The organism is bacterium (genome assembly GCA_040754625.1).
Lineage (GTDB): Bacteria > JACRDZ01 > JAQUKH01 > JAQUKH01 > JAQUKH01 > JAQUKH01.
Map to the genome: position 1 here is coordinate 1 of JBFMCF010000133.1, position 22,283 is coordinate 22,283.

General features: G+C 38.4%; 23 protein-coding genes. 19 read left to right on the top strand and 4 right to left on the bottom strand.

Annotated features, from left to right (window positions below):
- Nucleotides 1–126 precede the first annotated feature (126 nt).
- From AB1498_12800 to gmk, 12 genes are all read left to right on the top strand, one after another.
- The gene (locus AB1498_12800; GenBank protein ID MEW6089171.1) at nucleotides 127–330 is read left to right on the top strand and encodes a hypothetical protein; all 204 of its coding nucleotides are present in this window, start codon (nucleotides 127–129) and stop codon (nucleotides 328–330) included.
- A complete protein-coding gene (locus AB1498_12805) occupies nucleotides 330–1,202 on the top strand; it encodes a hypothetical protein (GenBank protein ID MEW6089172.1) in 873 nt (290 codons plus the stop codon). The genes AB1498_12800 and AB1498_12805 overlap by 1 nt, the downstream gene beginning before the upstream one ends.
- A 564-nt stretch (nucleotides 1,203–1,766) precedes the next feature.
- The gene (locus tag AB1498_12810) at nucleotides 1,767–2,027 is read left to right on the top strand and encodes a UPF0175 family protein (protein ID MEW6089173.1); all 261 of its coding nucleotides are present in this window, start codon (nucleotides 1,767–1,769) and stop codon (nucleotides 2,025–2,027) included.
- Nucleotides 2,005–2,277: a hypothetical protein gene (locus AB1498_12815; protein ID MEW6089174.1), complete on the top strand. Its 273-nt coding sequence runs from the start codon at nucleotides 2,005–2,007 to the stop codon at nucleotides 2,275–2,277. Before AB1498_12810 ends, AB1498_12815 begins: the two co-directional genes overlap by 23 nt.
- An 86-nt stretch (nucleotides 2,278–2,363) precedes the next feature.
- Nucleotides 2,364–4,979, top strand: coding sequence for a CRISPR-associated endonuclease Cas1 (cas1, locus tag AB1498_12820; GenBank protein ID MEW6089175.1), 2,616 nt, complete (start codon nucleotides 2,364–2,366; stop codon nucleotides 4,977–4,979).
- A 25-nt stretch (nucleotides 4,980–5,004) separates the two neighbouring features.
- A complete protein-coding gene (cas2, locus tag AB1498_12825; GenBank protein ID MEW6089176.1) occupies nucleotides 5,005–5,289 on the top strand; it encodes a CRISPR-associated endonuclease Cas2 in 285 nt (94 codons plus the stop codon).
- 99 nt (nucleotides 5,290–5,388) lie between these two features.
- The gene (locus AB1498_12830; GenBank protein ID MEW6089177.1) at nucleotides 5,389–7,365 is read left to right on the top strand and encodes an acyl-CoA dehydratase activase; all 1,977 of its coding nucleotides are present in this window, start codon (nucleotides 5,389–5,391) and stop codon (nucleotides 7,363–7,365) included.
- Nucleotides 7,352–8,713 (top strand): 2-hydroxyacyl-CoA dehydratase family protein, encoded by a 1,362-nt coding sequence (locus tag AB1498_12835; protein MEW6089178.1) that lies wholly within the window; start codon nucleotides 7,352–7,354, stop codon nucleotides 8,711–8,713. The genes AB1498_12830 and AB1498_12835 overlap by 14 nt, the downstream gene beginning before the upstream one ends.
- Before the next feature lie 38 nt (nucleotides 8,714–8,751).
- Nucleotides 8,752–10,071, top strand: coding sequence for a nitroreductase family protein (locus tag AB1498_12840; protein MEW6089179.1), 1,320 nt, complete (start codon nucleotides 8,752–8,754; stop codon nucleotides 10,069–10,071).
- Nucleotides 10,072–10,150: 79 nt separating this feature from the next.
- Nucleotides 10,151–11,155, top strand: a complete 1,005-nt coding sequence (locus AB1498_12845) for a MoxR family ATPase (protein ID MEW6089180.1) — start codon at nucleotides 10,151–10,153, stop codon at nucleotides 11,153–11,155.
- 55 nt (nucleotides 11,156–11,210) lie between these two features.
- Entirely contained in the window at nucleotides 11,211–12,089 is an 879-nt protein-coding gene (locus tag AB1498_12850) for a YicC/YloC family endoribonuclease (GenBank protein ID MEW6089181.1), read from the top strand.
- Nucleotides 12,079–12,681, top strand: a complete 603-nt coding sequence (gmk, locus tag AB1498_12855; protein ID MEW6089182.1) for a guanylate kinase — start codon at nucleotides 12,079–12,081, stop codon at nucleotides 12,679–12,681. Before AB1498_12850 ends, gmk begins: the two co-directional genes overlap by 11 nt.
- A gap of 50 nt (nucleotides 12,682–12,731) precedes the next feature.
- Here the strand turns inward: gmk and AB1498_12860 are convergent, their stop codons facing one another.
- Nucleotides 12,732–12,932 (bottom strand): hypothetical protein, encoded by a 201-nt coding sequence (locus AB1498_12860; GenBank protein MEW6089183.1) that lies wholly within the window; start codon nucleotides 12,930–12,932, stop codon nucleotides 12,732–12,734.
- Between the two features lie 207 nt (nucleotides 12,933–13,139).
- On the opposite strand from AB1498_12860, the gene priA reads away from it, so the two are divergent.
- Nucleotides 13,140–15,140: a primosomal protein N' gene (gene priA, locus AB1498_12865; GenBank protein MEW6089184.1), complete on the top strand. Its 2,001-nt coding sequence runs from the start codon at nucleotides 13,140–13,142 to the stop codon at nucleotides 15,138–15,140.
- A gap of 175 nt (nucleotides 15,141–15,315) precedes the next feature.
- Here the strand turns inward: priA and gltX are convergent, their stop codons facing one another.
- Nucleotides 15,316–16,776 (bottom strand): glutamate--tRNA ligase, encoded by a 1,461-nt coding sequence (gene gltX, locus AB1498_12870; GenBank protein MEW6089185.1) that lies wholly within the window; start codon nucleotides 16,774–16,776, stop codon nucleotides 15,316–15,318.
- A gap of 135 nt (nucleotides 16,777–16,911) precedes the next feature.
- On the opposite strand from gltX, the gene truD reads away from it, so the two are divergent.
- The 6 genes from truD (at nucleotide 16,912) to AB1498_12900 (ending at nucleotide 20,742) form a co-directional block, all read left to right on the top strand.
- Entirely contained in the window at nucleotides 16,912–18,096 is a 1,185-nt protein-coding gene (gene truD / locus AB1498_12875; GenBank protein MEW6089186.1) for a tRNA pseudouridine(13) synthase TruD, read from the top strand.
- Nucleotides 18,093–18,410: an HTH domain-containing protein gene (locus AB1498_12880; GenBank protein MEW6089187.1), complete on the top strand. Its 318-nt coding sequence runs from the start codon at nucleotides 18,093–18,095 to the stop codon at nucleotides 18,408–18,410. The genes truD and AB1498_12880 overlap by 4 nt, the downstream gene beginning before the upstream one ends.
- A gap of 22 nt (nucleotides 18,411–18,432) precedes the next feature.
- Complete coding sequence (locus AB1498_12885; GenBank protein MEW6089188.1) at nucleotides 18,433–18,897, top strand: GatB/YqeY domain-containing protein; 465 nt, start codon at nucleotides 18,433–18,435, stop codon at nucleotides 18,895–18,897.
- Between the two features lie 42 nt (nucleotides 18,898–18,939).
- A complete protein-coding gene (locus AB1498_12890) occupies nucleotides 18,940–20,130 on the top strand; it encodes an acetate/propionate family kinase (protein MEW6089189.1) in 1,191 nt (396 codons plus the stop codon).
- Between the two features lie 70 nt (nucleotides 20,131–20,200).
- Complete coding sequence (locus tag AB1498_12895) at nucleotides 20,201–20,497, top strand: UPF0175 family protein (GenBank protein ID MEW6089190.1); 297 nt, start codon at nucleotides 20,201–20,203, stop codon at nucleotides 20,495–20,497.
- A complete protein-coding gene (locus AB1498_12900; GenBank protein MEW6089191.1) occupies nucleotides 20,494–20,742 on the top strand; it encodes a hypothetical protein in 249 nt (82 codons plus the stop codon). The genes AB1498_12895 and AB1498_12900 overlap by 4 nt, the downstream gene beginning before the upstream one ends.
- On the opposite strand, the gene AB1498_12905 is transcribed toward AB1498_12900, so the two are convergent.
- Nucleotides 20,725–21,642, bottom strand: coding sequence for a nucleotidyl transferase AbiEii/AbiGii toxin family protein (locus tag AB1498_12905; protein MEW6089192.1), 918 nt, complete (start codon nucleotides 21,640–21,642; stop codon nucleotides 20,725–20,727). The two genes, AB1498_12900 and AB1498_12905, sit on opposite strands and share 18 nt — an antisense overlap.
- Nucleotides 21,643–21,650: 8 nt before the next feature.
- Nucleotides 21,651–22,253: a type IV toxin-antitoxin system AbiEi family antitoxin domain-containing protein gene (locus AB1498_12910; GenBank protein MEW6089193.1), complete on the bottom strand. Its 603-nt coding sequence runs from the start codon at nucleotides 22,251–22,253 to the stop codon at nucleotides 21,651–21,653.
- Nucleotides 22,254–22,283: the final 30 nt, after the last annotated feature.

The window sequence follows — 22,283 nt, forward strand, 5'->3', positions numbered from 1 at the left end:
ATTATTCAAGAGGGTGGTCTGCACTACATTCACTTTTTTTTAATCCGCTATTGATTTATCAAGCTTTTTTAGATTTCCTTTAGCTAAAAAATATCATTCCCAATATCACACTGCGGAACTTGGGTTATGCTTCTTTCATGTTTTGCTTATATGAAAGGCATAAGTGATACTCATATATTTTATTTAAATGAAGAAGCTGGATTAGATGTCCTTATTATGGGATTTGACGCAGAAAATAGTTTACCAACAGGACAAAGTGCATTAAAGACAGGTTATATAGAAATTGAATCGGGTGAATTAAGAGGCAGCATAATTTTCAAGGAATTATAATGAATATTAAAGAAACTTATCAAAAAATAATTAAAATTAAAAGGTTAACTGGATTTAATAGATGTCCTTCTGTGATTGATTCAAAATTTGATAAAAAAAATATTCCATCAGGTCCACCCATATCTCCCGAAAATGCCCTTTTAACACGGCAATTAGCGGTTGGATTAATTGATGTAGATGAAAAACTTAAAGCACAGTGGGAGAATTATTGGATTAGATGTTGTTTGAGCAGGAAGTGCGATTATATTTTTTCTGTTTTAGTAGAATGTGGAATTAATAGAGAAAAAGATATACTAGATCTATTGAATAATGGTAAATTATGGAATTATCTTGGGTCGGAATCTGGCTGGGGCAAAGAATACTATATAAATATCTGTATAAAATTTCTTTTATCCAGATATGCATGGTTTGATGCGTTAAATATAAAATCCAAACAAACATTTCTTCCTCTTTTTCATCTTTCTCTTCCTAAACTTTGGGGCTCAATATTGATAGGAATTATACCTTTTATAAGTAGTAAGGATTTAATGGGATTGCCCGGCAAATTAACATCCATTCAGTTTAAAATATCAATAATTTTTATGTTTTTACTAACATTGTTATATTTTTTATATGAATGTCATTCTGAATATGAATGTTTCACCGATAAATGCCGGAATGAAATAATAAGAAACAGAGCTTTATGGGTATTCTTAATGGGTATTATTTACAGTTTTGTATTGTCATATTTTATTTGTAAACCTATACTTTCAATTTACATCGCGGATGCAGAAGTTTGCAAAAGTATAATTTATTTTACTGCATCAAGCCTTTTCATTGGGATATTACTTCAGGTATTTTGGCAGGAAAAAACAATTACAGAACCACTTTAAAATATTCGACCATTCACCATTTTAAATTTACCTTCAGGAGTATAAAAAATGAACATTTTCCTCAATCCATTTAGAACCCCTGTGGATAAGTCAAAAAATGCTGTGGATAGAGTTGAGGTTCTGAATTTTTGCCATTTTAGACCTTATAAATCAAGGGTTTACAAAGCAAGTGTGCTCAAACGAGCATTCGGGTGCCCGAACTGAAACTTTTATGGAATTGTCATGCGCGTATGTATATGTGCTCAAACGAGCATTCGGGTGCCCGAACTGAAACATCAGAAATTTCGCGGGAGATGTGCGGAAGCACATCCTTGCTGGCAGAGACGAACCCCTCTCAATCTCCCCTTATCAGGGGAGAAACAAAGATGTCCCCCTGATAAGGGGGAATAAAAGGGGGTTTGGGGTGGAATGAGAAGATATACCATTTTTCCCTTACAGGTGATATAATAATATTAGACCATTCGCCATTTTAAAATAAAGTTTATGCCTGCCTGAGTCGATTGACGATAAAGAGGCATATGTTGTATAATCTATTTAAAACTGAAAATAAAAGGAGGTAATTTCGTGTCCGTTAAAATTGAAATAACAGATGAAATAGTTGCATCCATGAAGATACCAGTGCCTGAAGTAAAGAAAGAACTTACAAAAGAATTGGCATTCGCATTATACAGCCGGTGGGTATTATCTATGGGGAAGGCCCGTCAAATGGCGGGATTGACCAAACGGGAATTTATTGAAGAACTTGCTTCCCGTAAAATCAAACGGCATTATAAAAAAGAAGACCTGGAGGAGGATATTGCTTATGCTAAAAGTTGTAAGCAATAGTTCGCCTCTTATTCATCTTGGGAAAATAGGGCTGTTGGATTTATTGCAGGAACAATTTCATCAAATATTGGTTCCGGAAGCAGTTTGGCAGGAAACAGTGGAAGAAGCGGGAGACGATGAAAAAGATGCTATAGTTATTTCATCGGCAAATTGGATTAAAGTTAAAAAAGTGTCTAAATCTCCTTTACTTACTGCTCTATTTAGATCAATTAAGCAAGACTGGTTTTTATCTTTCAGAGCAGATTTATAATGAAGTTTTAGAATCAGCAAAAGAAAAAAACTGAAATTAGTCAGGTCTTTACATAAAATAAAATATGTGGGATAATCATTTTTGTTATGCAGGAATTTTCATCTCTTTCATGGCATCGTTTATCCGTCACCCTTGTCAACATCCGCATGCTGTCTTCTGCGAAAGCCCATCCTGTCTCTATTTTTCAGGCAATCATTAAGGGTGTCTCAATTTTGATGGGGATTATGGACGACCCGTCTATTTTTTTTCATATAAGGGACAAAAGACATACTTATAAACTCAGGGAATCAGACAAGGTTTTAATTGACATCTTTTTCTGCGGGTATAATCTGGATTTTGTAAAGAAGTGGTCAGATGCTTTCAAAACTTATCTGTCAAATCCGGATACGGGCAGGAATTTCGATATTATTGAACTGGGGGAACCTGAAGAACGGACTTTTGAAAAGGTTTTCTCTGAAACCGGGGAAATATCTTCAGAGAGGGAAATCTGCCTGGAGTTTTTAATACCGTTTTCCTTTAAACCAAAAACTCACAGGACTTCTATTACAAAGACTGCTTTCATTAATTCTTTCGAAAACCGGTTATCAAAATTATTTGGAAAAGAGTTTAAATATAGCAGTCAAAGCGATAATTTTTCTGTTTTGCCTTATTACTGGGATTATACTCAAATTTCACATCCTTCTCAATCTCAACAGGGGCGCATTCAATATATAAATGGATGCGTGGGCAGGCTTTACATAAAAGGCAAATTCAGCGATTTACTGCCTTTTATTATTCTCGGGAGCGAACTGCACACGGGAACAAAGACATCCAATGCGCAAGGCTATTATTTACTCCATAAAGAACCCCAGGGGTATTTTGATAAAAATTTTCCTAATCAAAAGTCAATATTGTCAATTATAAAAGACGTGATTGACAAATACGATAATGCGTTGGAATCGCTTTCAATAGACGAGAAATTTTCATTTAATGAAGAGGTCTATGCGGAAAAGCTTTTTCATCAGATAACAGAAAATAATTATATCCCGTCGCCAAACATCGCGTTTCTCATAAAGAAAAAAGACAGTGTTGACAGGCTGGTGGAACAATTGCAGTTTAAAGATTTAATTGTCCAGCAATATGTGTTGAAAACCATATCTGAGAATTTTGACAGGATATTTGAGAAAGAATCCATAGGTTTTAGAAAGGGAGTATCACGTGAGAAGTCGATTGAATTAGTCCAATCGGCGATTGGCGAAGGTTATCAATTTGTGATTGAATCCGATGTTGAAGACTTTTTCCCCTCGGTGGATTTGGATATATTAACCCGTTTGCTGGAATTTTACATCCCGCAAAAAGATATTTGCCTGAAAAACATAATTCAGAAATGCATGAGAAACGGCTATATTTTAAACGGGACTTATTATGCGAGAATAAAAGGATTAGCGCAGGGCAGCCCGCTTTCACCAATACTTGCCAATCTCTACCTGGATTCGTTTGACGAACAAATGCAAAAATTCAATGTGAGAATGATCCGATATGCGGATGATTTTGTTATACTGACCCGGACAAAAGAAGACGCTGAAAATATCTTATCGCAAACAGAATCATTTTTATCCGGGCTTGGGCTAAAAATTAAGAAAGAAAAGACAAACATAAAGCATATAAAAGACGGGTTCCAGTTTTTAGGAATAAGCTTTACAGGTTCTGAGGTTAAGGTTGAATCCGAAGATGAAATGAAACGTTTTAAAAAGCCGTTATACATTACAGAACCATATACGTTCCTGTCATTAAATGGAGATGCCATTGATATATTGAAAAACAGGGAAATAATAGAAACCATTCCCATAAGAAGAATAAGCGAAATAATGGTAATGGAAAAAACTGTTTTTTCAACAGCTCTGATAACTAAATGCACTGATAATAATATACCATTCACGATTGTGCTTAATACCGGTTATTACATTACGACGATAAAGCCAGATTCCAAAAAATATTATGACATAACCTTTGCCCATGCCAAAAAATATTATTCTCTTTCCGAAACGGAAATATTTTCAATCGCAAAAGAATTTGCCGTCGGCAAGCTTAATAATTACATCTCTTTATTTAAACAAAAATATGTAAAAGAGCAGAATCTATTTATCAACGAAATAGAAAGGGTGATTCAGAATATTTACCAGGCGGCTGATATTCATGAAGTTCGCGGGCTGGAGGGTTCGACAGCCAAAAAGATATATCAAAAATTAAATGTTTTTATAGATAACGAGATATTCCAGATAGAAAAAAGAGACAGACGTTGCCCTGACCGTATTAATTCATTATTAAATTTTGGATATTATCTTTTATTCTCACGGATTAACGCGACTGTAAGAGCTGTTGGATTGAATCCTTATTTAGGCTTTTTGCACAGCCCGCTGGATGATTATGAGTCATTTGTCTGCGACATTGAAGAACTTTTCAGGGCAAGGATTGACAGGTTTATTATACGGCTGGTTAATTTGAAAGTCATAACAAAAGATGATTTTGTTGAAACTGAAAGAGGTTTTTATCTTAAAAAAGAGGGAGTTAAAAGTTACCTTAATCAGTTTGAGGCCGAGATGGAAAGAAAGACTTCGGAGAATTCACTTTCACTTAAAGAAAATATCTATGTCCAGGTAAATATTATTAAAAATTTTATGCTTGAAAATAAATCCCTTACATTTTATATTTGGAAAGTGTGAATGCAGATTTACTTAAGGAATAACCATGCGAGGTATTTCTGATTACGCCGTTGTGTATGATATTACTTCCGACAATGAACGGGCAAGAGTTGACAAAACGTTGAAAAGTTTTGGATTCAGGATCCAAAAAAGCGTTTTTGAATGCCGGCTTAATAAAAAAGGAAGAAACGAGTTAATAGAAAAATTGAAAAAGTTAGATATTAAAACAGGATTTATAAAGGTTTATCGCCTTGAATATTCGTCAAAGAATGAGATAATCGGAGAAAAAAAGAAAGAGAGTATAGATGACGGGAATGCGTTCATTATTTAGATTGCGGAATCTAATTTCCCCCCCCCGCCTTTAAAAATTAATTGTAATATTAACAAATAGTTATGGATTTTTGTTTAAAATAATTATAGAATTTCTATTATGATAACAATTGGGATTGATATAGGGTCAAGGACCTCCAAGGCGGTCCTTCTCCGGGATGGCAGGATTATAGCGGATACCATCTGTGAATCCGAAATAAAGATGTCAAACAGGGGACAGCATGTATTGGAGGAACTTCTTAAAAAAGCGGGATTAAACAGAGGGCAGATTGATTATATCGTTGCTACAGGCTACGGCCGGATAACTTTGCCTTTTGCCGATCAAACAGTTACTGAAATTACCTGCCATGCCAAAGGGATCCATACGCTTTGCCCCACTGTGAGGACAGTCATTGATATTGGCGGCCAGGACAGCAAAGTTATAAGAGTAAACAGTGCCGGTGAAATTGTTGATTTTGCGATGAACGACCGCTGCGCCGCGGGAACCGGCAAATTCCTGGAAGTTACCTCCAAAGTCATGGGCCTGACACTGGAAGATTTTTCCAGGTTGTATTTTAAATCCGCGGAGCCGTGCAAAATCAGTTCAATGTGTACTGTTTTTGCCGAGAGTGAAATTATTTCTCTGCAGGCTGAAGGTGTTAAAGATGAAGATATTGCCGCGGGTTTGATATTAGCGACTGCGCGCCGCGTGGCCAATATGGCGAAAAGCCATTCAGTCGAACCTGATATAGCGTTTACGGGAGGCGTGGCCAAAAACAGGGGTATTTGCGCCGCGCTGGAATCAGAGGTGGGCCGTTCATTTTTAAAATTTAAATATGACCCTCAATTAATCGGAGCGTATGGCGCGGCCCTGATTGCTTCTGAACAAGCCGGACAAAAAAAAGATATTGTTCCTGCCGGTAAAAAAAAAGACCTTGATACAATAACGGAACTTGACATGCTTCTTAAAAAGAGGCCGGGAGAAATAGAAAAACTTCGTGAAAGCGGCGTAAAAATAGTGGGTTATTTTTGCGGCTATGTCCCTGTTGAAATTATAATGGCCGCGGGGATGGTCCCTGTCCGCCTTATTCGCGGCGGCGATGTTGAAGTTTCCTCAATAGGCAACAGGTATTTGACGTCCTCTGCGTGCCCTTTTGCCTGCGCGTGTGTAGGCAATAAACAAAAAAAAGGAGATTTTTATTTCGAATCAGTTGATATTGTCGCGGACGCGCCTTCATGTTTACAAATGAAACGGGTACTGGAAATTTGGGAAAAATATTTTTCAACCCGGATTATTCATATCGGATTTTCAAGGAAATATTATACAAAAGAGGGGCTGGATTATTTTATTAAAAGCATCTACAATTTTAAAGCTGAATTAGAGGACATTTCGGGCAGCAAAATTGAGCCGGAAAATATCAGAAAAGCCGTAGCTGTTACAAATGAAATTCGCGGATTAGAACGTTTGTTATATGAAAAAATAAAAGATTCAGGGATTTCATGGTATGAATTGATAAAGTTTATAAACGCGGGAAATGTGCTGGATAAAACCGTGTATCTGGATTTACTTAAGAAACTCGCGGGAGAAATAGAATCAAGGCCAAAAGCGGGGCCGCCCAAGTTAAGGATTTTGATTACCGGCGGCATGCTGGCCCCGGGCGATGAAAAATTATTAAAAATAATGCGAAGCTTAAAAGTTGATTTTGTCATGGATGAGTTGTGTTCCGGTTCCAGATTGACTTTCGTTGATATTAAAGAGCCGACTATAGAAAATATAGCGCATAGTTACCTTAAAAATGTGCCCTGCGGCTCATTGCCATATCATGATTTTAAAAGCGATCCGAGGATTTTTCATTTGGACAAACTTTTATCGGAATATAACATAAACGGCATTTTATATTACACATTGAGGTTTTGTGACGCCTATTCATTTAAATTTAATGAAATGAAAAACCATGCCAAAAAGAAAGGGGTCCCTATTTTGCATTTACATTCCGATTACAGCGGCGCGGATACAGGCCAGATAAAAACAAGAATTGAGGCTTTTATTGAAACTATTTTAAATTCAAAAAAAGGGGATAAAAATGAAGCCTTTTAATAAAAGGCTCCAATTCGCGTTTCGAATATTATTAAATCCATATATTATCACAAACCTGTCAAGGCTGCGGACGATTGACGGCGGCGGCATAAGTCCTTTCAGTATTTTCCTGTATATGGTGAAGGCCTTATACAGGTTCCCGGGATTTTATGATTACAGGGTGGATGTGCGTATCAAAGGAATGACTGAACTCGTTTATTTGATATTATCTACGCCTGAACGTATGAAAAAAATGCGGGAATCAGGCTATAAATTTGTGGGCAAATGGGCGGTCAATCCCACGGATATTTATTTCGGGTCCCGGGTATCGGCGATAGACCCGTTTTTTTTCGCGTTTTGCCGGATGATCGCGGTGTCCGATAATTCTTATGCTGTCAGGGGAAGGGCGCAGCTTTCGCCTGACGCCTGCCCCGCCCAGGCCGCCGCTTACACTGTCCTTTCAGAAGATATTATTAAACTTGATTTTTTTTATCCGTTCATCGGCCCATGGTGTTACGATTCGCAGTATTGTTTTGAATCCCTGAGGTCAAAACTCAAAGGTGTTTTTGGCGAACAGCCGTATATTTTATCCGAACGGCAAAGAGGCATATCAAAAGATTTTATGCTGTCGGAGCTTAGAAAATTTGTCATCCAGATAGAGGAATTAACAGGGGAAAAATACGACCCTGAATTTATGCGAAAAGAAATCAAACTGGAGAATGAATTGCGCGGTATTATTTTTGACATTCAAAATATGATGCTGGAAGACAGGCCCCCCCTGGCAAGTTTGGATTTAATTCTGGCAACTTTTATCAGCGGGGATTGGCTGGGCGACCCGCTGGCATGCATGGATGTGTTGTGTAATATGCGGGATTTTTTGAAAAAGCGCCTGCGAAACAACGAATCAGGGTGGGGATTAAAGGAAAATCCGATTCGTATTCTTATAACCGGAATCGCGTGGGGAGATTTGGGGCTTTATAATATTCTTGATGACCTGGGCGGGGTAATAGTGGGTTCCGAATGCGTAATGAGTAATTATATGTTAAAAACCAGAGAGGATGGTGACCCGCTGGAAAACCTGGCGGAACGTTTTATTAACACGCCTTATACCTTTAACCCTGGTGAAAAAGCCAGATGGACAGTCAATAATATCAAAAGGATGAAAAGAGTCGATGGTGTTGTTTTTAACTGTAATTTTGGATGCAATTACAATGCCACGGCATCAAGGATTATTATTGATTCCATAAAAGAACAGCTTGATATCCCGGTCCTTTTAATTAATTCAGACCTGCCCGGGGAAAATCACGGACAGATGCGGACGCGTTTTGGCGCTTTTTTTGAAATGATTCGCAAAAAGAGAAAAAAATAATTTCTTAAGTTTTAGGTAAGCGAATTGAAAGATGTAATATGCCAGTTATTTTACAGCCGGATATTAATCCGTCATTTATTGATAAACCTGTTTCTGATTATGACCTCCAGAGGTTATTTGAGACTGTTATATGGGCGCCCAGCCCGTTTAATTCTCAGCCATGGGAGTTTGTTGTTTTACGGGACAAAGAAAATATCAAAAAAATTCTGCAGGCCGTTGATGAAACCGATATCCCTCCAAATTTAATAGTTGTGCTTAACAATACCGTAAGGAAAGATCCCGGCCCGAATGCCGCCAGGCTTGGTTTTATTTCTGTGGGGGCCGCTATCGCGAATTTCATGTTTTCCGCCAAATATTCGAATATAGGTTTTTATCCTGTTTCCGTAAAATATGAAAAAAATCATTTAAAAATTTTACAACATCTTAACGTCCCCGGTAATATGGTTTTGAGTTGTTTGATGGCGGCCGGGTACCTTGAAAAAAACGACAGAGAGATAAAGCCTGCCAAAGGAAAATATTACGAAGACAATTTATCGCGGCCGAAAGAAATATCCTTGCCGGAATACAGCCGTGATGATATTAATCCGTTTGTTTTAATCCCAAAAAGGAAATCATACCGCAAAAAATTTTTACGCAGGGAAGTTGATTTAAAACACCGGCGTTTATTGCTGGAATCCGGATTGTCCAGTTTTATGTTTGAAAGAACTGCAGGGGTTGAATTGGTGCTTGTGGACGACAGATTAAGAATAAGGAAATTGGCAAACCTGATCTATGACGCGGCTTATAAAGTCCACATGAATAGCGGATATTTAAAAAAAATGAACGTGTGGATCAGGTATTCCAGTGAAGAAAAAATAAAAAACGCGGATGGAATTTTTATTGTATTTTTGAATGTGGTAAAAGGGAAAATCCTTAAATTTTTAATGTGGATTATTGAAGAAATAAAATTGTTTTTACCTTTGAAAATTTTTCATTATAAAAAACTTTCCAAGGATTATTTCAGCGGGCTTGTGGCTGGCTCTCCGATGATTTGCGTTTTTTTGTTAAAGCCGGATAATTCAAAAAACAATTTGGAACCCGAAGACTACATTAACGCAGGCGTCTCAATACAGAGTTTACTGCTTGCCGCGACCTATTGTAATATCGGGGCCCAATTTTTATCGGTTCTTGTTGACAGCCCGGAGAGCCGTAAAAACATTGATGGTTTTCTAAATGTTCCCGGGGATTTCAAGGGTGAAATTATTGATATATTGCGTTTGGGATATATTGATCCCGGGGAAAAGCCGAGAATTTTATCCGTATCCAGCAATATTCGCCGTCCCTCGGAAAAAATTTTGCATAAAGAAAGCTACACTTAAAATCATTGACAGAAACAAAATAGTTCAATATAATTATTAAAATTTTTCCTGCTTAACGGCAGACAGGAAGGAATTAAGCATGGAGACAAGAGAAGAGGAGTTAAAAGCTGTTGGAGAATTAAAAGAGGCCCATGACGCGATACTGGCCGAAGTAGAAAAGGTCATTGTCGGACAGAAAGATGTAGTTGAGCAGTTCCTGATTGCCCTATTTTCGCAGGGTCACTGCCTTCTGGTTGGTGTCCCGGGATTGGCCAAGACCTTGCTTATAAATACCCTTGCCAGAGTTTTAGATTTAAAATTCAAACGAATACAGTTCACGCCTGATCTGATGCCTTCTGATATCATAGGGACGGACATTATCCAGGAGGACGCGAATACGGGCAGGCGATGTTTTAAATTTTTACCCGGCCCCATTTTCGCGAATATTATCCTCGCGGATGAGATTAACCGCACGCCTCCAAAGACCCAGGCCGCGCTTTTGGAGGCTATGCAGGAATATAAAGTCACGGCGGGAGGCGAGACTTATGGACTGGAACTTCCGTTTTTTGTGCTTGCGACGCAGAACCCTATTGAGCAGGAAGGAACTTATCCCTTGCCCGAGGCGCAGCTTGACCGGTTTATGTTTGAGGTCCATATTGATTATCCTTCAAAACAAGAGGAGATGGAAATCGTTAAGTTAACAACTTCCGCGTATGAAGCTTGTTTAAAAATAGCTTTGACCGGAAAGGACATAATCCGTCTGCAGAAGATTATCAGGAAGGTCCCCGTGAGTGATTATCTGGTGGAATACGCAGTGGATTTAGTGAAGAACACCCGGCCGGGTACACCTGGTTCGCCGAAAATTGTAAGAGATTGCGTCAGCTGGGGAGCAGGGCCGAGGGCATCGCAGTATCTTGTTCTGGGCGCAAAAACCAGGGCTGTTATGCACGGCCGGTATACAGTTACAGGTGATGATATTCGTGCTATAGCCGAGCCGATTTTGAGGCACAGGATTATAACTAATTTTAATGCGGATGCCGACGGGATTAATTCGGCGAAAATAATCGCGGAACTTATTAAGAATGTAAAAGAACCAGAGAGATAGTTAATATATGAATGCGTAGAAGCGTGAAAGCATTTACACATATACGGGAGTTAAAATGATCAAAAGCATGACAGGTTACGGCAGGGGAATAGCAAAATATGACGGCGAGGATATAGTTATCGAGCTTCGTTCCGTTAACCGCAGTTCCCTGGAAATATCCAGCAGGTTCCCGCAGGATTATCAATTCCTGGAAATTGGCGTTAGAAAAATAATTCAAAAAAAATTGCACAGGGGGCAGATAAATATTTCCATCCAGGAAGGCATAAAGAGCAAGAGAAACACTTTTAAAATAGACGAGGAAATATTCGGCGGGATTTATTCTGTTTTTGGCAGGCTTAGAAAAAAATTTAAAATAAACAGCGATATAAATTTCGGAGACATATTACGGATAGAAGGTGTGGTTGTAAAAGAAATTCAGAGAGAAAATCAAAAGGCCCTGACACAGGCGGTAGAAAAGGCGTTAAACACAGCTCTTGATAATTTGATTGCGATGCGTATTGAAGAAGGGAAGTCTTTATATAAAGACATATTAAACAGGATAGAAGCTATAGATAATATTTTAAAAGGAATTAATAAAACAATCCCCGGTGTATTGGAAAAATACAAAAATAATTTAGAGTTAAAAATGAAAAGCCTGATGCCCGGTGGAATTGAGTTTGATGAAACACGGTTTTATACTGAATTGGCCGTTTATTCGGAAAAAGTTGATATTACGGAGGAGATAGTGAGGCTGGAAAGCCACATTAAACTTTTTAAAGATACATTGGACAAAAATAATTCCATAGGTAAAAAATTGGATTTTATTTTACAGGAAATGAACAGGGAGGCCAATACAATGGCCTCAAAGGCGTCCGATTTTAATTTAACAAAAGAAGTTATCAATATAAAAAATGAAATAGAAAAGATAAGAGAACAGGTCCAAAATGTCGAATAATAAAGGTATGATAATAGTAATTTCTGCTCCTTCAGGGGCAGGAAAAACAACGTTGGTTGAATTGTTGAATAAGGATTTTCCTGATTTATACCGTTCGATTTCCTGCACTACCCGCTCCACGCGAAAAGGCGAGTCTCACGGTAAGGATTATATTTTTGTATCGGAGGAAGAATTCAAAAATAAATTGGAAAATAATGAATTTGCCGAATGGGCGGAGGTCCATGGGAATTTATATGGTACGCCCAAAGCGGCACTGGAAGAAAATTTAGCAAAAGGCAAAGATGTGCTTCTGGATATAGATGTCCAGGGCGCCGAAAAAATCAGGAAATTATACCCTGGGGGGCTTTTTATTTTCATTAAGCCGCCGTCCTTTAAAGTTTTAAAAGAGAGGCTTGAAAGCAGGAACACGGAAGACCGGGATTCACTGGAAATAAGGCTGAAACAGGCGGAAGAGGAGATGAAATATTACACCCGTTATGATTATGTTGTTATAAATGAAGATTTAGAGGAGGCTGTGGAAGAACTGAAAAGTATTATTGAAAAAGAAAAAAAGAGAAGGCTTCGTTCAGGAACCGTTAATCATAAAACATAAACCGCAAAATCTGGCAAAAGAATATTCTATTTACTATTCACGGGTTATAATTATTCCTTCTTACCCGTGAGGAAGATGGCTGTTATAGAAACTGCTGATATAATTCCTATGACCGCCATGACCTTTAATGCTAAACGTTTAACATATTCCCCTGAAAAAATATCAGCAATATATAAAATTGCGATTAAAGCGATAATAATTGAAGAAACTAAAGCTATAACTTTCAATATAGGTAATATATTTTTTCCCATAACTCCTCCTTGTCTACTTTTATAAACTTATCAAATTTTAGCCCTGTATTTGACACTAGTCAAGCAATTTTAATCTTCAAGGGCTGTGAATAAATAAATTAACTTGACTAATATTTCGCAAAAACTATATAATACCAGCAAATGTGAACTCCATATTTTGTGGCAAATATGTCAAATTGATAATTTTACTTAAGATAAGTCGAGATAATGCCTAAAATGAAATACGCCAAAGTCGCTTTGCCTGTCCCGGTCAATAAACTCTTTACATATCATGTCCCTGATGATTTCCAGGATAAAATAGCAATCGGGCAAAGGGTGTCGGTTCCTTTCAGCGGCAAAAAATTAACAGGTTATGTTATTGAGCTTGTGGCCGAGACGGATGTCCCAAAATTAAAAGAAATTGAAAAAATACTTGATGAAGAGCCGGTGATTATTCCCTCGATTTTAAAGCTTTCCAAATGGATGTCTGAATATTACCTTTGTTCATTGGGGGATGTTTTAAAGTCCGCGTTTCCATCCGCGCTGAAAAAACCGAAACGAAAACAAAAACTTCTAATAGAAAAAAATAAAGAAGAAAAGGATTTGACCCTTACGGATGAACAAAATAAAGCCTTTAATCTTATTAAAAATGATCTGGACGCCGGAAAGTTCGGGATTTTTCTTTTGTTCGGTGTTACCGGCAGCGGAAAAACAGAGGTTTATATACGCGCGGCGCGGCACGCGCTGGAGAGAAATAAGCAGGCTTTGATTCTTGTGCCTGAGATTGGAATCACCCCGCAGATTGTTGAACGTTTTAAACAGAGGTTCGATAATGAGGTTGCGGTCATTCACAGCAGACTGAAAGCGACAGAGCGTTATATTGAATTTGAAAGGATATTAAAGGGAGAGGTCAATATTGTAATCGGCGTCCGCTCGGCAATATTTGCGCCGCTTAAAAATTTGGGGATAATAATAGTCGACGAAGAACATGACCCGTCTTACAAACAGACGGAAACCCCGAAATATAACGCCCGCGATGTCGCGCTTATGCGGGCTAAACTTGAAAACGCGGTTTGTGTTTTAGGTTCGGCAACGCCGTCCATGGAATCGTATCATAAGGCGGAAAAAGGCGATTATAAACTTTTACCGCTCACTGAAAGAATAGAAAAGAGGGCGCTTCCAAAAGTGGAGATTGTTGATTTACGGGAGGAATTTGTCAAAAAAGGGAAATCGGAGATTTTTTCGGATGTTCTGAAAGGAGCGATTTCATCCCGTTTAGAGAAAAAAGAACAGGTGATTTTATTTATAAACAGGAGGGGATTTTCGAATTTTGTGCTATGCCGCGAATGCGGCGAAGTTTTGACCTGCCGGAATTGCGACGTTTCGCTTACTTTTTACAAGAATAAAAACATAGGCAAGTGCCATTACTGCGGCTACCAGAAAAGAATACCGGAATCCTGCCCAAAATGCGAAGGCAGTCATCTTCAAAATTTTGGCTTCGGGACAGAACAGGTGGAGGCTGAATTAAAAACCTGTTTTCCCGGCGCAAAAATTAAACGGATGGATTTGGAATCCACAAGAAGCAGGGAATCCTTTGAAGATATATACAGGGCGTTTCAAAAACGTGAAATTGATATTCTTGTAGGGACGCAGATGGTTACAAAAGGTTTTGATTTTGTAAACGTTACGCTTGTCGGAGTTATATCCGCTGATACTAATTTAAACCTGCCGGATTTCCGTGCCAGCGAGCGGACTTTCCAGCTTTTAACGCAGGTCGCGGGCAGGGCGGGACGGGGTGAACTGCCGGGTGAGGTGATTGTCCAGACGTATCTTCCCGAACATTACGCCATCCTATCGAGCAGGGAACATGATTTCAGCCGTTTTTTTGCCGAGGAGGCTTCTTTTCGCAAAAACCTTAATTATCCGCCGTTTTGCTCTATCATCAATATTTTTATTAAAGGCCCTAAAGAGGAAAATGTCAGGGATGCCTCGCAAAAACTGGTGCGGTCACTTTTACGGGAAAAATCCAGGGCGAAAAACAGGCTTATAATTTTAGGCCCGGCGGAGGCATCGATTGCAAAAATAAAATCTCAATTCAGGTGGCAGATTATTCTTAAATGTGAATCAAGGCCGTTTATGAAAAAAGTTCTGGCAGGTGTGATAGAAAAAGAAGAGCTTCCTAAAAATGTATCTATTCATTTCGATATAGACCCGCAGGGGATAATGTAGAAAAAATTATGAAAAAATTGTATAAACTACGGCCAGAATAATAAATACCAATCCGACAAGCGCCATCATTGGCATATACTATCTCCTTTTCTTCAATTTTTAAAAACAAAATTTTCTAACTACCCAGTATATAATTATCCTATAAAAAACCGGTTTTGTCAATAAAAATATCAAATTAATTTATAAATTTTTCTATCCGTTTAAGGCAGGTGTCTTTTGATAAAAGCGGGATTATCTGGACAAGTTCAGGCCCGTGCAAATCACCGGTCAATGCGCAGCGGAGAGGCATGTAGAGGTCTTTGCCTTTTACACCTGTTTCTTTCTGGATTTCCTTCGCCGTTTTTTGAACATCTTCAACTGTTATTTTTTCAAGTTTCTTTAATTTTCCATGCCACCACGGCAATACTTTTTTTGAATTTTCGGTTTCAAGCAGTTCATTTGCCTCTGTTTTATAAATTATAGGTTTGTCAAAAAATATCAGGGCGTGTGATGGTATTTCAGAAAAATGAGAAACATAATTTTTCAGGACATCGATTACTTTACAGAGCCAATCCCGTTGGATTTCCGATTTGTCCCTGATCAATCCGGCATGGACAAGAAAAGGTATGGCATTTTCAGCGAGCTTATTGACGTCCGTTCGCACCATATGCGAATTTGAAATCCAGTTCAATTTCTGGAGGTCGAAAACCGCGGGGCTCCCTGAAACACGGTCGATGCTGAACTGTTTTACAAGTTCCTCCATTGAAAGGATTTCTTCTATTTTCCCGTCTTTTTCTTTTGGCGCCCATCCGAGTAACGCAAGGTAATTAATCAGTGCTTCAGGCGGGTAACCTTCAGCCATATATTCGGAAACCGAGGTATGGCTGTCGCGTTTACTGAGTTTCTGGCGGTCTTTCCCGAGTATCAGGGAAAGATGCCCGAATAAAGGCGCGGGAAAGTTTAACGCGCTATAAATCATTAGTTGCCTCCGGGTGTTGGACAGATGCTCTTCCCCCCTAAGGACATGTGTTATTTCCATCAAATGATCGTCTATAACGACCGCGTAATTATATGTGGGAAGGCCCTGTGAGCGGATGATTATGAAATCGCCGACCATCTCGCCTTTCAGGTTCACTTCCTCGCGTATCAGATCCTTTATGATTATATCATCATGGTGAACTATGAACCTGATCGCGGGAGCGCGCCCTTCTTTAATAAAACTATTTTTCTCGTCTTCAGTAAGAAACCTGCACCTGCCGTCATACTGCGGTATTTTCCCCTCTTTCAGCGCCTGTTCTTTCTTGTCCGCCAACTCTTCATCCGTGCAGTAACAATAATAGGCCTTGTTTTCTTCGATAAGCCTGAGGGCGTATTTATTATAAATATCCAGGCGTTCAGACTGCCTGTAGGGTGCGTGCGGCCCTCCGATATCCGGGCCTTCGTCCCAGTTGAGATTTAGCCATTTTAAGTCTTCAAGCAGGGTTGTTTCAGACTCTTTGGTTGAACGTGCCGCATCGGTATCTTCAATCCTGAGTATGAATGTGCCGCCCTGGCTCCTCGCGAAAAGCCAGTTATAAAGGGCAGTCCGGACGCCGCCGACATGAAGATGCCCTGTCGGGCTTGGCGCGAACCGGACTCTTATTTTATTATCGGACATAGCACAGATAATACCATATTTTTTGATAAGTTCAATATGTTTTCTGTTTCGATTTAAGTTTTTCATTTAACGGTTCACGAATAACACGAACAATAAGATTTGCTTTATTTATTAAAAAATAGGATAATATAAAAAATGCCGGCTGACTTGAAATTAAAAGTTAAACCAGAGGATTTTACCGTGGAAGAATTGGCATCGCTGCCCTTTAAAGATAGCGGCCAATATTCGGTTTTCCGTCTAACAAAAAAAGGATGGAACACGGTTGAGCTTTTGAGGAAAATATCAAGGGATTTAAAAATTCCCTATAAAAATTTTTCATACGGCGGGAGAAAAGACAGGCACGCTTTAACCTCGCAATATATTACCATAAAAAATTGCGATAAGATTGCGTTAAAAGAAGACAATTATTCACTGGAATTTGAGGGGTTTACGGCCCGGCCGATGGGGCCGGATATGATAGAGGGAAATAAATTTGAGGTTGCGGTAAGAAAGTTAAACGGAGAAGAGATAAAGAGCGCGGAAAAGGAGATACTGAAAGTTACAAAATACGGGTATCCGAATTATTTTGACGACCAGAGATTCGGCAGTTTTGATAAAGATCAGGGTTTTATCGCGGAAAAAATTCTGAAAAAGCATTATAACGGAGCGTTAAAAATATATCTGACCAGTATTTATTCCGGAGACAAAAAAGATGAAAAGGAAAGAAAGCAATTCCTTTTTGAAAATTGGAAAAACTGGGAAATATGTTTAAATAATGCGAAAACGGATTTTGAAGAAACCGCGTTTGAATCATTATTAAAAACAGCGAAAGGTTTTTTGCCGTTAATAAAGCTTATACCGGGTGAAGAAATGTCGATGTTTATTTCCGCGTACCAGTCTCATCTCTGGAATGAACTTGCCGGGGAAATAATATCGCAGAAAACCGGGCAATTTTCAATCTATAAAGGGGCGGTTTCCGATTATATTTTTTACGGCAGTTTGGAAGAAAAAGATTTTAAATACCTGGAAGAATTATACCTCCCCGCGCCTGACAGCAGGGTAAAGATGCCCGATGAATTGTCCCTGTCTGTTTATAACGGTATTTTAGAGGATAACGGGCTGAAACCTTCTGTTTTCGGTAAGATGAAGATTAGTCAGGCGTTTTTCAAGTCATTTAAAAGAAAGGCGATAATCATTCCAGGAAAGTTTTCATTTACGGTTTTAGACGATGAAATATACAAGGGAAAACAAAAGCTGGTTTTAAAATTTACCCTCCCGCGGGGAAGTTACGGGACAATGCTTATTAAAAGATTGTTCAGTGTAGTTAAGGCAAAAATATGAGTTTTGATTTAAATGGGAAAAATAATATTTCTTTTTCTAGTATTTTAAAAAAACATTTTGCCGGCAATAAGTTAAACAGCGATAATAGGTTGGTAGAAAGGTTGGTTGTAAAATTGGCCGAAAGCCAGAGGAAAATACTCGAATTTGTAAGGATGGAGCCATATATTACGATAAAAGAACTTTCACAAAAAATAGGCATAAGCACGACCGCGGTGGATAAAAACATTGTTTTGTTGAAAAAAAAGGGTATGCTTAAACGTATAGGGCCGGATAAGGGAGGCCGGTGGGCTGAGACAAAGAGGAAAAAGGGATAAAAAAATATAAAAAGTAGAAAAAATGTTAATTGAAAAAATCAATAGCGATTTGGTTGAGTCAATGAAGGCAAAGAACGTTATCAGGACGGAAACCCTGCGTATGGTGAAATCCGCCCTGAATTACCTTAAAATTGAGAAAAAGAAAGAAACGCTCACTGATGAAGACGTCCTTGCGGTAATATCAAAACAGGTAAAACAACGCAAGGAATCCATTGAAAGTTTTGAAAAAGGGGGACGGGCGGAACTGGCAGATAAAGAAAAAAAGGAGCTGGCTGTGCTGGAAGGTTACCTGCCTAAACAATTAAGTAATGAGGAAATAAGAAAGATGGTCATAGAAACAATTAAAGAAACAAATGCGGCCGGTAAAAAAGATTTCGGAAAGGTCATGAAAGCGCTTTCCGCGAAGCTGAAAAACCAGGCAGACGGGAAAATGGTAAGTCAGATAGCCGGGGAAGAATTAAACAAAATAGAAAACGCTGGAAAATAACAAGGGGTCATGACCCCTTGTTTTACCGGAAAAACATGGATTATGCGGATATTAATTATTAACAGAGGATCTTCAACTCTCAAGTTTACCCTGTTTGATATGTATGACGCGGGGGCACGGCCTGCCGTTCCCTTATTATATGGAAATATTGACAGGTTAGGTTCAGCTTCGGCGCCCTTTCGTATAAAAGACAGCAAAGGCAAAAACATATTAAATCAAATCCTGAAAAATAAAAATTCCATCCAAACCATTAGGTTCTTCCTGGATTGGATGAAAAAATATTTTTCAGGCAAAAATCCGGCCGCTGTCGGGCACAGGATCGTGCATGGAGGAGCGAAACTTAATAAACCCTGTATCATCACGCCTGAAATTATTGATTATTTGAACAATTTGGCCTATTTCGCGACTGAGCATTTGCCTGTGGAAATAGAAGTTGTCAACGAAATTAAGAAAACATTCCCCGGTGTCCCGCAAATAGCGTGTTTTGATACCGCCTTTCATTATAATAAACCTGGTATTGCGAAACTAACGCCTTTGCCGAGGTACCTCTCAAAAGAGGGTGTTATCCGGTATGGCTTTCACGGATTATCTTATGAATACATTATAAGTGAATTGGGAAATACTGCCGGAACAGAAACCGCGAATGGCCGTATAATTATAGCTCATCTTGGAAACGGCTCGAGCATGTCCGCGGTTAAAAACGGCAAATGCGTTGAAACAACCATGGGTTTTACGCCTACGGGGGGGCTTATGATGGGGACCCGGTGCGGCGATATCGACCCCGGTTTTATATTTTATCTCCTTGAACAGAAAAAAATGCCGGTTTCCGAGGTTAAAAATATTTTAACTAAAAAATCCGGGCTTCTGGGCGTGTCGGAAATAAGTTCAGACATGGAAACTCTTTTGAAAACCGGAAAAAATAATCCTTTTGCCGGAGAGGCTATAGATCTTTATTGTTACACCGCGAAAAAATTCATCGGCGCGCTGGCTTCAACTCTTGGAGGGCTGGATACGCTGGTTTTTACGGCGGGAATAGGCGAGAACGCGCCTTCAATACGCGAAAGAATATGTGAAAATATGGAATATCTGGGGATTAACATTGACCCTGGAAAAAATAATAACAATGAGGCTGTTATATCTAAAAGAAAGAGTCATGTTACGGTTCGTGTTATGAAAACCAATGAAGCTCTGATGATAGCGAGGCATACGAAGAATGTGCTGACAAATAAGTAAAGTTTATTTTTTTATGATATAATAAACAGTGTAGATATAAAAAGTATTTTACAGAAAGGAGGAGGAGTTTATGTGGCAGCTTAAACAAATGGAAAGGCTTTATGAAGTTGAACCAAAGATAGTCAACAAGGCGCTTGATGAATTGTTTAAAGTGGATTTGGCTTTGCGTGAAAAGATTGTTATAGGCGCGTATATCGATGGTGATATAAATTTTGGCAAGACTGCTGAATTATTGGATATTCATCCTGTAAAATTAAGAGGGCTATTTTTATCAAAAGGAATTCCCGTAAAAATTGGTGCTGAGTCAAAAGAAGACCTTATTGCTGAAGGAATAGCGGCGAAGGGAATACGGGAAAGCAGGAAATGATTCTTATTGATAATACAGTTTTATCCAATTTTGCGTTAGCTGAAGAAATGCAACTTCTTGAAAATTATTGCAAAGGAAAAGGAGCTACTTCAAAAGAAGTTCTTGCTGAATTTGAAAGAGGCGTAAACGAAGGAATATTTAGACGTTTTCGCTTATCATCTTTTGTGCTTAAGGTTCTAATTTTACTTTATATTCCATTTTACGTAAACTGTTTTTCTGAAGATTTATTACTTCCAGACACCTGATCCAGCCGTCCAAATTTTATTTATTTCACTTTCCTTTTTAACTGAAATTACTATCGGTTCCAAAAACACAGTGATTTTCTCCATTATTTCATTAAAATTTTTGTTTACACCTTCAAGCCGTAATTTACGGAGGAAAGCAATCCATTGTTTCTGCTTTTCTTTGTCTCTGTGAAATTCTTCTTTGAAAATTAGAATATTTTCAGGTAGAGGAGTTTTTCTTTTATGGAAAGTAGATTCAATTGCCTTTTTAAGTTTATTGCTTTGAAAATTATGGGAAACAGAAAGAGTATAGACATCATAGAAATCTTTCATCCGGATGTTAACCATTGCCAGCTTGATCATGGCCTCGAATTTCTCAGAGATAACGCTTTCAATCGAATAAGTCTTCATCTTCGGCGGATTATCATCCAATAGCAATACAGGAAACTCCATTTCCATAGCATGTGGAATAATTATATCTCCAAAACCAATATCCATTTGTAATCTTTTTCTTGCCTGGCCGAGTATTGCATCTACTTTAAGCCGTATCCCCTCATAATCAGCATCTTCTTTTATTAGTTCTGAAGTAATTGAAGAAGAAATAAATTCAACACCGTCATCGCAAGGTATCGAAACAATGTTTCTCCATATATGTTCAAGTTCAACAGGGTCATTTTTTATTTCTTTTGCCAGAAAATCAATATCTTTAGTTGGACGGCATCTCGGCATATCTAAACAGAGTAAAAGCAATCCGCCTTTTAAGACAAAACGGCTGGAAAATTCGGAAATTGCAAGGCGATAGAGAAACCTTTCCTGAAAATATCGCAATAGAATAGCATCAAAATCTACCTTTTCAATTCTTGCAATATTCATTAGTTTTGCCCGTATGGAGGCAGATTTATTTTTAATTTCTTTTTTCACGTTTTTTTCTATATCATAGCATTAAGCCAGGTCTGCATCAGCGGTTTAACACGGCATATTTCGGCATATTTGAGCAGTTTTTCGAGATTGCGATTCTTGCGCTTGAGATATTCTGACAGCCCTTCTTTAGCCATATCAAGCCCCAGTTTATTTCGGTATCGAAAACAATCACATATAATTTTTTCCGGGCAATAAATACGAATTTTGTTATCATTGATCTTTATTTCATTAATACCTGCTTCAAACTGTTTTTTTGAGAAAAAATAAAATTCTACAGGCGGATACTCGATTTTCGGCCTTCTAAAACCACGGCAAACGGCCATTGATATAATTGAAGGATTGAAAGTAGTCAGTTCATAATAAGATAGAGCAGAAAGAAGACATATAACTCCGTCCGGAACAGCACGGGCAAGATCGATAAAACTCTGGTTAGAAATAAGAGGAATTTCAGATAGCCGGTAGAGCCCGCTTTTTACCCGCATTATCCGCCCTTCATCCTTCATCCTTTTTATATCACGGCGGTGAATTCCCGCGTCCAGAATATCTTTTGTTTTGGAAAACCCATTTTGTTTATTAAATATTTTATAAAATCTATCATATTTATTATTCATAAAACCTCTCTGGACAAATATGTATACATA